This window comes from Stenotrophomonas sp. GD03930 (assembly GCF_029839665.1).
Taxonomy (GTDB): Bacteria; Pseudomonadota; Gammaproteobacteria; order Xanthomonadales; family Xanthomonadaceae; genus Stenotrophomonas; species Stenotrophomonas forensis.
Map to the genome: position 1 here is coordinate 352,161 of NZ_JAOCAV010000002.1, position 12,088 is coordinate 364,248.

Below are 12,088 nucleotides of genomic sequence, written 5' to 3' on the forward strand. Positions count from 1 at the left end.
GACGGCATCTCCCCACCCAACCCCATTTGCCCCAGCCACGCGTTGAACCGTCCAACCTCCCGCTGGAGCAGTCCGATGCCCCTCGTCCGCCGCGTGATTCCATCCGTACTGGCCCTACTGCTCTGCGCTGTCGCCGGGGTTGCCCAGGCGCAGTCCACCAAGGCCGTCCGGCCCGTCTGGTCGGTGCCGCTGCTGCAGGTTGCCGGCGCCGAGCAGCCCATCGCGCTGCGCCAGGCCCGCATCGAAGGCGACATCCAGGCCGGCATCGCCCAGACCCGCATCACCCTGGAATTCCACAATCCGAACCGGCGCGTGCTGGAAGGGGAGTTGCAGTTCCCGTTGGCCGAGGGCCAGCAGATCACCGGGTTTGCCCTCGACATCGGTGGCGAGCTGCGCGAGGCGGTGCCAGTGCCCAAGGAACGCGGCCGCCAGGTCTTCGAGGAGATCGCCCGCCGTGGTGTCGACCCCGGCTTGCTGGAGCAGACAGCAGGCAACCAGTTCCGCCTGCGCATCTACCCGCTACCGGCCGGTGGCAGTCGCCGCGTGCAGCTGGTGCTGCGCGAGCCGCTGGCCTTCTCGGGCCAGGACTGGCGGTGGACGCTGCCGCTGCAGTTCGCCGCCGGTGCTGCCTCGGTTGAGGTGAAGGTGCAGGCGCCAGGGGCGATGGCCGCAGGTACCGCACCGTTCCAGATCACGGCGGGCCAGCTGCACTGGCAGGGCCGCGGCGCGCAGCTGCCGGCACAGCTGCAATGGACCCTGCCCGCCGAACGCAAGCCGCAGGTGCAGGTGGCACCGTGGCAGGACGGACACTATCTGCTGGCGCAGCTGCCGGTGCCGGTCAGCGGCACTCCCCGCGCGCTGCCGAGCGAGGTCGGCCTGCTGTGGGACGGCTCGGGTTCCTCTGGCCAGCGCGACCGCGCGCGTGAGTTTGCGTTGCTGGATCGCTACTTCACCGCGATGGGCAACGGCACGGTCGCGCTGACCGTGCTGCGTGACCGCGCCGAGCCGGTGCGCCGTTTCCGTATCCGTGCAGGCAACTGGAGCGAGCTGCGTGCGGCTTTGCAGGCGGTGCGCCCGGACGGTGCCAGCGCGCTGGCCCAGTGGCAGCCGCAGCCGAGCGTGAAGGAGTACCTGCTGGTCAGCGATGGCCTGCTGACCTATGGGCCGGAACAGCTGCCGGCAATGGCGCCGGAGCAGCGCCTGTTCGCGGTCAGCAGTGCCGGCGCGCGTACCGATGCAGTGCGCTTGCGTGGCTGGAGCGAAGCGCATGGCGGCCGCTTCGTCGCGCTCGGCAAGGATGTCGACGCCGCTGCGCGTGAGCTGCTGTCCCCGCCGCTGGACGTACAGATCGATGCGGGCCGCGGCGTGCAGGACGTGGTGATCGACCGTCGCAGCGAGGCTGATGGCTGGCTGTGGCTGCATGCCCGGTTGGCGGCGGACGGTGTGCCGATGCGGGTGCGTGTTGGTGGTGGTGAGTGGCTGGCGCTGCCGGCCACGCAGAAGAGCGACGACGGTGAACTGCTCGCCGGCTTGTGGGCGCAGGCGCGCCTGCAGCAACTGGGGGCCGACCGTCGCGGCAACCGCGAGGCAATGCAGCGCCTGTCGCAGCAGTTCGGCCTGGTTGGGCCGGATACCTCGTTGATCGTGCTGGAAACGCTGGAGGATTACCTGCGCTACGCGATCCGTCCGGCGGGCACGCTGCGCGCCGAGTACGACGCCCGCTTCGCACGCCAGGTGAGCGACCGCGCCGCTGCCGATCGCCGTCGTCTGGACGAGGTTGCTGAACGTTGGAAGGAGCGCCAGCAATGGTGGAGCCGCAGCTGGCCGAAGGATGCGCCACCGCAGTTGAAGGGCAGGGCACTGGAAGTGGCGTCCGCAGATGCTGCGATGGAATCGGCGCCAGTGGCGATGCTGGCTGCCCCCGCTCCGGCGGCCCCGCCTGCGCCTATGGCGGCGGCAGCCGAGCAGCGTATGGAGGCCAGCAGCGCACGCGCGCGACGCTCCGTGTCCGCGGCGAACCAGGCGCTCGACGCGGTGGTGGTCACCGGTTCGGCCATCGATCAAGCCGGACCCGCCAACGACGGCGAGCTCGGCATCCACCTGGCCGCATGGCAGCCGGATTCAGCCATTGCCCGCCGCCTGCGCCAGGGGCCGTCCTCGCAGCTGTACAACCGCTACCTGGACGAGCGCGAGGCGCATGCCGACAGCAGCGCGTTCTTCCTCGATGTGGCCGATCTGCTGTTGGAGCAGGGCCAGCGCGAGCTGGCGCTGCGCGTGCTGTCGAACCTGGCCGAGATGGACCTGGACAACCGCCACCTGCTGCGCGTGCTCGGCTACCGGCTGATGCAGGCCGATGCCCCCGCGCTGGCGGTGCCGGTGTTTGAGCAGGTGCTGGCGATGGGCCAGGAAGAACCGCAGAGTTTCCGTGACCTCGGCCTGGCGCTGGCCGCCGCCGGCAAGCCGCAGCAGGCGCTGGCGCCGCTGTATCAGGTGGTGGTGCGGCCGTGGGACAACCGCTTCGATGGTATTGCGCTGATCGCGCTGGATGAATTGACCAACCTGGTATCACGCAGCCGCCCGGTGCTGGACACCACGGGCATCGACCCGCGCCTGCTGCAGGCGATGCCGCTGGACCTGCGCGTGGTGCTGGCCTGGGATGCCGACAACAGCGACATGGACCTGTGGGTGACCGACCCGAACGGCGAGCGCGCGTACTATGGCAACCGCCTGACCTACCAGGGCGGGCAGATGTCGCAGGACTTCACCGGTGGCTACGGCCCGGAGCAGTTCTCGCTGCGCAACGCCAAGCCCGGCAGGTACAAGGTGGAGGCGAACTACTTCGGCAGCCGCCAGCAGCTGGTGACCGGTGCGACCACCCTGATGCTGCGCCTGACCACGCACTGGGGCACGCCGAAGCAGAAGGACCAGATGGTCACGATGCGGCTGAAGGACCGCGCCGAGACCGTGCTGGTGGGTGAGTTCACGGTGGAATGAGTCACCCAGGGTCGATGCGGAGCCGAGCAGGGGCTCGGCTCTATGAGGCCGCCGTCGCGGCGTGTACGGTCCGCAATGATCGTGGCTCGGCACGCAGGCCGAACAGCGGCCGCAGCCAGCGCACGCGACGGATCAGCAGCTCGTGGATCAGCAGGCAGCCGCCCACGGTGCCGCCGAGCAGCAGCGCCGGCTCGGTCCACGCGCCAAGCTGCAGCGGCTTGAGCCAGAACAACAGCGCGATGATCAGGCTCTGGTGCAGCATGTACCAGGGATAGATCGCCTCGGTGCAGTACGGCAGCCAGCGGAACGGGCGGTCGAGGAAGACCTTGCCCCAGCCGAGGATGGCCAGCAGCGCGGTCCAGACGTACAGCGACTGGCTGGTCCGGACCTGCAGGTCCCAGAAAGGAGCGGGCCACTGACGCAGCGGCGAGTCGGCCGGCAGCACCTGGCCGAGGATGCGCAGGCCCATGTACCAGCCGACTGCGGCAAGCGCCAGCCACAGCATGGTGCGGCGCAGGGCGACCACTCGATCCCAGAACACGGGCTCGCGGCCAAACAGGTAGCCGGCGAGGAACACCGTCGCGTACTTCGCGTGCTGGTACCAGTCGCCGAGCAGGGCATTGGTGGACGGGTAGATCGGCTCCAGCCAGACCACCCAGGCCAGCAGCAGCACGAACGGAATGCCGATCAGCAGCGTGGGCGATGCGGCAACACGGGCCACGGTCCTGCGCACCCCAGGCCTGCCCAGCACCGGCATCAGCAGGGCCAGCGCCAGCGTGTAGTTCCACAGGTAGGCCAGGTACCACAGGTGGTTCCAGGTGATGCCGTACTGCCAGCCGGCAAAACTGCCTTCCGGCCACGGCCGCACCTGCCAGTAGCGCAGCAGGAAGGCGCCGAAGCCCGGTGCGACATGGCCGTTGGCCACACCTTCGCAGTAGGGTTGGATCGGCACGATGATGAACATGCCGAACAGCAGCGGCAGCAGCAGCCGCCACGTGCGCAGGCCTGCAAAGCGCAGCACCCTGCCTTCCGGCCGCATCAACGCGATGGCGATGCCCGAGATCAGGAACAGCAGCGACATCCGCCAGCGGTTGACGAACACCATCGGCCACTGCAGCCATTCGGCGGTATGTACGCTCTTGAGGTGGAAGCCCCAGTCGTCCACGTAGGCCATGCCGGTGTGGTAGAGGATCAACAGGGCGAAGGCGAACACCCGCAGGGCGTCGATGTCGTGGCGTCGGTTCATGGGCAGGCCGGGCAGGGAGGTCAGGCCACGGTGAGCGCCGCCACGCGCCGTGACCATGGCGCTGGGCCCGCCGGTACCGACCAGGTGACCAATGGCGGGCGGCGGGGGACCAGTGGAGCCGCTACCCTCGGCCCCTTGAGGCACGCTGGAGCACCGCAACGAGATGGATGCAGCAATGGCACAGGGGCGCCCGCCGCGCTGGCGTACGTCAACCCGCATTCTGGTATGGACCGCGATCCTGTCAGTATCAGCGGTGAGCAATGCGCTGGTGGAGGTGATGGACGCAGGGCGCCGGGGCGCGGATCTGGGCCTGTGGGAGCCACTGATCTGGGAGTTCAGCAGCCTGAGCCTGATCCTGGCGACCCTGCCGCTGCTGTGGTGGGGGTGCGAGCGCTGGCCCCTGCATGCCGATACCTGGCGCCGGCGGTTGCCGCTGTACCTGCTGGCCAGCGTGGGCTGGTCGCTGATTCACGTGGTGGGAATGATGCTGGTCCGGCACCTGGCCTACGCGGCAGTGGGCTATCGCTACCAGGACGATGCCGGCTGGCTGGAGCGCTTTGCCTACGAATACCTGAAGGATGTGCGTACGTTTGCGCTGTTCGTGGCGCTGGAGCACCTGGCCAGCTGGCTTGGGCGGCGGCGCCAGGGCGAGGCGAGCCTGCTGGCCGAGCCTGACGTTGGCGTCCCGGTGGAGCCGGTCGAGCGTCCGCAGCACTTCCTGGTACGCAAGCTGGGCAAGGAGTTCCTGGTGGCCACCGAAGACGTGGAATATGCCCAGGCGGCAGGCAACTACGTGAACCTCCACGTGCGTGGCCATGATTACCCGCTGCGGATCACCATGGCCGTGCTGGAGCAGCGGCTGGACCCGGGCGTGTTTCTACGCCCGCATCGCAGCTGGATGATCAATCGCGGCCAGTTGCGCTCGATCGAGCCACTGGAGGGCGGCGAGGCGCTGCTCCACATGGCCGATGGCGTCAAGGTGCCGTGCAGTAGACGACAGCTGCCCCAACTCCGGCTCGCCCTGGCGGGTGGGTGAGCGGGCGGGCCGTGCGGCCCGCCCGCGGTCAACTTACTTCTTGTCCTTCTTGATCATCGCGTCGATGCGCGCAGCGCGGGCTTCCGAGCCCGGGTGCGAGGACATCAGGCCGCCTTCGCTGGACAGCTTGCGGAACATGCTGGCCAGGGCCGCCGGGTCGTAGCTGTGGCGTTTCATGAACTGGTAGCCGTACTCGTCCGCCGCGCTCTCTTCCTTCTGCGAGAACTGCGCGTTGACGAAGCCTTCGGCCAGTTCGCCCAGCTGGCCCTGGCTGAGCTGGGTCAGGTTGCCATTGCCCGAGGCGGCCAGGCCCTCGCGGCCAGCCGAGGCGAGCAGGGCCGTGCGCATCTTGGTCTTGCTGTGCCCCAGCTTCACGTGGCCGATTTCGTGGCCGATCACGCCACGCACTTCGTCGTCGCTGGCCATGTCCATCAGGCCGGTGTAGACGCGCACGCAGCCGTTGGCCATCGCCCAGGCGTTGACGTCGGCGGTGCGGTAGACCTTGAAGTTCAGGTTCAGGCCGTCCTCGTTGGCCAGGCCCTGGGTGATCTTGGCCAGGCGCTGGGCATAGGGATCATTGCCGGCAACCACCTGGTTGTCCTTGTCCATGTAGGTGCAGGCCTGGTCGGCGGCGGCCGAGACCTCGGCGTCGGACAGGGTCAGCGCCTTGCCGGCCTTCATGCCGGTGCTGGTCAGGCCCTTCAGGTCGATGGCCGAGGCATTGGCGGCCAGCAGGCAGGCGGCCAGGCAGAGGGTGGAACGCATGATCGTCATTGAATTGATGCTCCTTGGATGGGAATGGACCGCGCGTCCCCCTGTTCCCGCGGCGGTCGGGAAGTCTACCGGCATCGTGCAGGCCCGTGTCCAGGCGCGGGACCGCCGGGTTCGGGCCGCCTCGCCGCGGGCCGGGTGGCTGCGGTATCATTCGCAGTCATCTTTTGAATGCATGACCGCCGACATGATCGAACTGAATCCTGTCCGCCAGCGCATCACCGATCTGACCGATCGCGTGCTGTCGCTTCGGGGGTATCTTTGACTACGACGCCAAGAAAGAGCGTCTTGAAGAAGTAACGCGGGAGCTGGAAAGCCCCGACGTCTGGAACAACGCCGAGTACGCCCAGAACCTGGGCCGCGAGCGTTCCAGCCTGGAAAAGACCGTGGGCGGCATCGCCTCGGTACTGGACGGCCTGACCGACGCGACCGAACTGCTGGAGCTGGCCGAGTCCGAACAGGACGAGGACACCGCGCTGGCCGTGGTCGCCGACCTGGACAAACACCAGGCGCACGTCGAGAAGCTGGAATTCCAGCGCATGTTCTCCGGCGAGATGGACAATGCGGCGGCATTCGTCGACATCCAGGCTGGTGCCGGTGGTACCGAAGCCCAGGACTGGGCCGAGATCCTGCTGCGCATGTACCTGCGCTGGTGCGAATCGCGCGGCTGGAAGACCGAGCTGATGGAAGTCTCCGGCGGCGACGTTGCCGGTATCAAGTCGGCCACGCTGCGCGTGGAAGGCGACTATGCCTATGGCTGGCTGAAGACCGAGACCGGCGTGCACCGCCTGGTGCGCAAGTCGCCGTTCGATTCGGACAACCGCCGCCACACCAGCTTCACCTCGGTGTTCGTGTCGCCGGAAATCGATGACAACATCGACATCACCATCAATCCGGCCGACCTGCGTACCGATGTCTACCGTTCGTCCGGTGCCGGTGGCCAGCACGTCAACAAGACCGAGTCGGCGGTGCGTATCACCCACATCCCGACCAACATCGTCGTGGCCTGCCAGACCGGCCGCAGCCAGCACCAGAACCGCGACAACGCGATGAAGATGCTGGCCGCCAAGCTGTACGAGCTGGAAATCCAGAAGCGCAACGCCGAGAAGGATGCGGTGGAAGCCACCAAGTCCGACATCGGCTGGGGCAGCCAGATCCGCAACTACGTGCTTGACCAGAGCCGTATCAAGGACCTGCGTACCGGCATCGAGCGTTCGGACACGCAGAAGGTGCTCGACGGTGACCTGGACGAATTCGTCGAGGCCAGCCTGAAGGCCGGCCTGGCCGTGGGTTCCAAGCGCGTCGATGCCTGATCCACGCGCCTGCGCGGATATCATCGCCTTCCGCAACGGAGGGCGATGATGCGCAGCGAAAGTGAACGCAAGGAACTGGGCGGCTTCCTCAAGGCCTGTCGCGCCCGTGTCGACCCCACCACGCTCGGCCTGCCGGCCGGGCGCCGGCGTACCCCGGGCCTGAAGCGCGAGGAAGTGGCGCTGGCGATCGGGGTCAGCGTCAGCTGGTACACCTGGATCGAGCAGGGCCGCGAAGTGCGCGCCTCGCCCGAGGTGCTGGAGCGCCTGGCGCAGGTGCTGCGCATGAGCGACGACGAGCGCGCCTATGCCTTTGCGCTGTCCGGTTACGGCGTGCCACTGGAGTCGCCCGACGAGAGCGTGACCGACGGCCTGCGCCAGCTGGTGGAGGCGATGCAGCCGATCCCGGCCTACGTGCGCAACACCCGTTTCGACATCCTGGCCTGGAATCCGGCCATCGCCGAGCTTTTTGTCGACTACAGCCAGCTGGCGCCGCATGAGCGCAACACGCTGCGGCTGATGTTCCTGTACCCGCCGTACCGCACGCTGATCCTCAACTGGGAAGAAATGACCCGCGGCCTGCTGGCAGGCTTCCGTGCGGCGATGGCGCAGGCGCCGGACAAGGCGCCGTTCCTGGCGCTGGTCGAGGATATCGCGGCGCACAGTGAAGAGTTTCGCCAGTGGTGGCCGGAGCACGACGTGCGCCGGTTCGACGAGGGTGCGAAGAAGCTGAACCATCCCACGCGCGGGTTGCTGGACCTGCAGTACGTGGCGCTGGTGCCGGAGAGCCGGCACGACCTCTCGCTGGTGACCTACCTGCCGCGGAAGTAGGGGGGGGGCGGCAGGGCTGCGCCCTGCACCCGCAGAGGCCGAAGCAACTGCAACAGCAACAGCAACAGCAACAGCAGGCTATCCGTGGGGTGGCGGGGCGGTGTCGGAGTGCGGGGACGCCGCAAGTACGTCCGTGTAGGCTTGGCAGCCGCTTGCTCGTGTGCGCGTTCCTGCGCACACGGCAAGACCGGGGTTGGGCGTCCTGCCCAACCCGCCCGAGGCATGCCTCGGGCCCATGCGGCTGACACCCCGCACTCCGACACCGCCCCACCTCTGACAATTTCCCGCGGCTTTTGGTGGGTGTCGACCTTGGTCGACACATCTGTCAGATATCGATATTCACGATGGGATCCGACCCCGTGCCGACCAAGGTCGGCACCCACCAACAGCAGCAGGAAACCGTCGAAGGCGGGGTGGGTCCGGTTGCGGGAGTGTCCGCGGCATGGATGCCGCGGCCAAGCCCCCAAGGACGGGTTTACGGCGTCTCCCGCAACCGGACCCACCCCGCCATCCCGCAGGAAACCAGCTTGTGCTGTTGCTTCGGCTGTTGCTGTTGCTTCGGCGGGTGCAGGGCGCAGCCCTGCAAAGAGCCCCCCCATTCAGGCAGGTAAGTGCAGGTCACAGGATAAGCAGACGCCTTGTTGCTGCCATCGAACAGGTCCACATTCCTGTGCAGGAGACGGGCCACTGCCCGTCGTCGAGACACCAGGAGACCTGCATGTCCGCTGCCCCCAGCACTGCCATTTCCCGCGATCCGGCCACCGGCCAGCTCATCGCCAGCCATCCCTTCGCCACCGACGCCGAGCTGGAAGCGATCCTCGACCGCGGCCAGGCCGGCTTTGCTGCCTGGAGCGCAACCAGCCTCGAACAGCGCGCCGGGGTGCTGCGCGCGATGGCGGGCGTACTGCGCCGTGATCGTGAAAAGCTGGCCGCGCTGGTCACCGCCGAGATGGGCAAGGTCCAGGCCGAAGCGCTGGCTGAGATCGAAAAGTGCGCCGTGCTGTGCGACTGGTACGCCGACCACGGCGCGCAGTTCCTGCGCGACGAACCGACCCAGGTGCCCGACGACAAGGCCTACGTGTCCTACCTGCCGTTGGGCGTGGTGCTGGGCATCATGCCGTGGAATTTCCCGTACTGGCAGGTGATGCGCGCCGCGGTGCCGATCCTGATGGGCGGCAACGGCTTCCTGCTGAAGCCGGCCGAGAACATCGTGGGTACCGCGCAGCTGCTGGATGCGGCCTGGCGTGATGCCGGGTTGCCGGACGGCACGTTCATCGCCGCCAACATCAGCCGCGAGGGCACCAGCCGCGCGATTGCCGATGACCGTATCGCCGCGGTGACCCTGACCGGCAGCGTGGCGGCCGGTCGCAGCATTGCCGCCCAGGCCGGGCAGGCGCTGAAGAAGGTGGTGCTGGAGCTGGGTGGCTCCGATCCCTTCATCGTGCTGGCCGATGCCGATCTCGATGCCGCCGTTGATGCCGCAGTGGCCTCGCGCTTCCAGAACACCGGGCAGGTCTGCATCGCCGGCAAGCGCATCATCGTCGAAGACGCGGTCTACGACCGGTTCGTGGCGCAGTTCTGCCAGAAAGTGCAGGCGCTGACGGTCGGCGACGGCCGCGAGGCCGGCAACCGCATCGGCCCGATGGCGCGCCAGGACCTGCTTGAACAGCTTGATGCGCAGGTGCGTGCTTCGGTGGATGCCGGTGCACAGCTGCTGGTCGGTGGTCACCAGCTGCAGCGCCCGGGTGCATTCTATGCACCTACCGTGCTGGCCGGCGTGGAGCCGGGCATGCAGGCCTTCGATACCGAGACCTTCGGCCCAGTGGCGTCGATCAGCCGCGCGCGCGATGCCGATCACGCGGTGGAACTGGCCAACCAGAGCGAGTTCGGCCTCAGCGGCAACCTGTGGACCGGCGACCGCGCGCGCGCCATGCAGCTGGCGCGCCGGCTGCAGACCGGCGGCGTGTTCGTCAACGGCTTCTCGGCGTCCGACCCGCGCGTGCCGATCGGCGGCGTGAAGAAGAGCGGCTTCGGCCGCGAGCTCTCGCACTTCGGCATCCGTGAATTCGTCAATGCGCAGACGGTGTGGTTCGACAAGCCTTGACGCGCGGCTCTCATCCTTCCTGCAACGATCCACCATCAGTCCAGCGAAAAGGACGGCATTCCAATGTCCAAGGGTTCAGACCTGCTCGTCGCCGCGCTTGAGAACGAAGGCGTCGAGCGTATTTTCGGCATCCCCGGCGAAGAAAACCTCGACGTGGTCGAGTCACTCCGCCACTCCAGCATCGAGCTGGTCGTCACCCGCCATGAGCAGGCGGCGGTGTTCATGGCGGCCACCTATGGGCGCCTGACCGGCAAGCCCGGCGTGTGCCTGGCCACGCTTGGCCCGGGCGCGCTCAACTTCACCACCGGCGCGGCGTATGCGTTGCTGGGTGCGTGGCCGGTGATCATGATCACCGGGCAGAAGGGCATCGTCGCCAGCAAGCAGGCGCGCTTCCAGATCGTGGACATCGTCAGCACGATGAAGCCGTTGACCAAGCAGGCACGGCAGATCGTCTCGGCGCGCACCATCCCGACCATTGTCCGCGAGGCGTTCCGCGTGGCCCAGGAAGAGCGGCCGGGTCCGGTGCTGCTGGAACTGCCGGAAGACATCGCGGCCAACGAGGTCGAGGGCGTGGCATTGATTCCCCCGCACGCGGTGGATCGCCCCATTGCCAGCCCGGAGGCGCTCGACCGTGCGGCGGAGATCATCCGCAACGCCAAGCGTCCGCTGCTGATGATCGCTTCGGCGGCGTCGCGGCCACAGTCCAGCGAAGCGCTGTCAGCGTTCGTGCTGCGTGCCGGCATTCCGTTCTTCACCACGCAGATGGGCAAGGGTGCGGTTGCCGGTGGCTCGGGCCTGTACATGGGCACCGCGGCGCTGACCGAGCGCGACTACGTGCACATGGCGATCGACCAGGCCGACGTGATCGTCACCATCGGCCACGAGGTCACTGAAAAGCCGCCGTTCGTGATGCGCCCGGGCGGCCCGACCGTGATCCATATCGGCTACTCGCAGGCAGCGGTGGAACAGGTGTACTTCCCGCAGGTGGAGGTGATCGGTGACATCGGCCGCGCGCTGACCCAGCTGGCCGACCGCATCGAGGGTGCGGTGCCGAACGCCGATGCGCTGCTGCCGCTGCGCGCGACCATCCTGGAGCACATCGCCGACCGTGCCGAGGAGCAGGCGTTCACCCCGCAGCGGCTGGTGCACGACGTCCGCCAGGTGATGCCACCGGACGGCATCGTGGCGCTGGACAACGGCATGTACAAGATCTGGTTCGCGCGCAACTACCGCACCCAGGTGGCCAATACGCTGCTGCTGGACAACGCGCTGGCGACGATGGGCGCGGGCCTGCCTTCGGCGATCATGGCCTCGATCCTGTACCCGCAGCGGCGGGTACTGGCGGTGTGCGGGGATGGCGGTTTCATGATGAACAGCCAGGAGCTGGAAACGGCGCGCCGGCTGGGCCTGAACCTGGTGGTGCTGATCCTCAACGACGGCGCCTACGGGATGATCCGCTGGAAGCAGGCGGTGGATGGTTTCACCGACTACGGCATGACCTTCGGCAACCCGGATTTCGTCAAGTACGCCGAGGCCTATGGCTGCAGGGGCCATGAGGTGACCGCCATCGAGCAGTTCATCCCGACCCTGGAAGCGGCGTTCAACGAGGGTGGGGTGCACCTGGTGTCGGTGCCGATCGACTATTCGGAGAACGAGCGGGTGCTGGTGGACGAACTGCGCCAGGCGTTCCCCGGCACCCGCTGACGCCGGCGCCGCGCGGCCCGGTAGGTGTCGACCTTGGTCGACACACGAAGCGCCAACCAAGGTTGGCGACTACCGGGGCTTGTCGGCGCGAA

At 67.7% G+C, this 12,088-nt stretch carries 9 protein-coding genes; 7 read left to right on the forward strand and 2 right to left on the reverse strand.

What is annotated here, in order from left to right; translation table 11 throughout:
• The first annotated feature begins 75 nt into the window (after positions 1-75).
• Positions 76-2,994 carry a VIT domain-containing protein gene (locus N5C18_RS12290; RefSeq protein ID WP_279944707.1) on the forward strand — a complete coding sequence of 973 codons (2,919 nt, stop codon included), beginning with the start codon at positions 76-78 and terminating at the stop codon, positions 2,992-2,994.
• A 40-nt stretch (positions 2,995-3,034) separates the two neighbouring features.
• Here the strand turns inward: N5C18_RS12290 and N5C18_RS12295 are convergent, their stop codons facing one another.
• Positions 3,035-4,240 (reverse strand): acyltransferase family protein, encoded by a 1,206-nt coding sequence (locus N5C18_RS12295; protein ID WP_279944708.1) that lies wholly within the window; start codon positions 4,238-4,240, stop codon positions 3,035-3,037.
• A 175-nt stretch (positions 4,241-4,415) separates the two neighbouring features.
• On the opposite strand from N5C18_RS12295, the gene N5C18_RS12300 reads away from it, so the two are divergent.
• Positions 4,416-5,276 carry a LytTR family DNA-binding domain-containing protein gene (locus N5C18_RS12300; protein ID WP_180878102.1) on the forward strand — a complete coding sequence of 287 codons (861 nt, stop codon included), beginning with the start codon at positions 4,416-4,418 and terminating at the stop codon, positions 5,274-5,276.
• A 33-nt stretch (positions 5,277-5,309) separates the two neighbouring features.
• Here the strand turns inward: N5C18_RS12300 and N5C18_RS12305 are convergent, their stop codons facing one another.
• A complete protein-coding gene (locus N5C18_RS12305; RefSeq protein ID WP_080374907.1) occupies positions 5,310-6,050 on the reverse strand; it encodes a M48 family metallopeptidase in 741 nt (246 codons plus the stop codon).
• Between N5C18_RS12305 and N5C18_RS12310 the strand changes: the two genes are divergently transcribed.
• The 5 genes from N5C18_RS12310 to N5C18_RS12330 all read left to right on the forward strand — a co-directional run bounded on the left by N5C18_RS12310 (position 6,040) and on the right by N5C18_RS12330 (position 11,996).
• Positions 6,040-6,312 carry a hypothetical protein gene (locus N5C18_RS12310; RefSeq protein WP_053510374.1) on the forward strand — a complete coding sequence of 91 codons (273 nt, stop codon included), beginning with the start codon at positions 6,040-6,042 and terminating at the stop codon, positions 6,310-6,312. The two genes, N5C18_RS12305 and N5C18_RS12310, sit on opposite strands and share 11 nt — an antisense overlap.
• Positions 6,235-7,360, forward strand: a protein-coding gene (gene prfB, locus N5C18_RS12315; protein ID WP_099551678.1) for a peptide chain release factor 2 whose coding sequence is annotated in 2 segments (ribosomal slippage) — positions 6,235-6,309 and positions 6,311-7,360 — 1,125 coding nt in all. Because the reading frame shifts where the segments join, the coding sequence is not laid out codon by codon here. The genes N5C18_RS12310 and prfB overlap by 78 nt, the downstream gene beginning before the upstream one ends.
• A gap of 45 nt (positions 7,361-7,405) precedes the next feature.
• Positions 7,406-8,188 (forward strand): helix-turn-helix domain-containing protein, encoded by a 783-nt coding sequence (locus N5C18_RS12320; protein WP_197564482.1) that lies wholly within the window; start codon positions 7,406-7,408, stop codon positions 8,186-8,188.
• A gap of 718 nt (positions 8,189-8,906) precedes the next feature.
• Complete coding sequence (locus N5C18_RS12325; protein ID WP_279944710.1) at positions 8,907-10,292, forward strand: NAD-dependent succinate-semialdehyde dehydrogenase; 1,386 nt, start codon at positions 8,907-8,909, stop codon at positions 10,290-10,292.
• A gap of 63 nt (positions 10,293-10,355) precedes the next feature.
• On the forward strand, positions 10,356-11,996 hold the full coding sequence (locus N5C18_RS12330; RefSeq protein ID WP_279944711.1) for an acetolactate synthase large subunit: 1,641 nt from the start codon (positions 10,356-10,358) through the stop codon (positions 11,994-11,996).
• Positions 11,997-12,088: the final 92 nt, after the last annotated feature.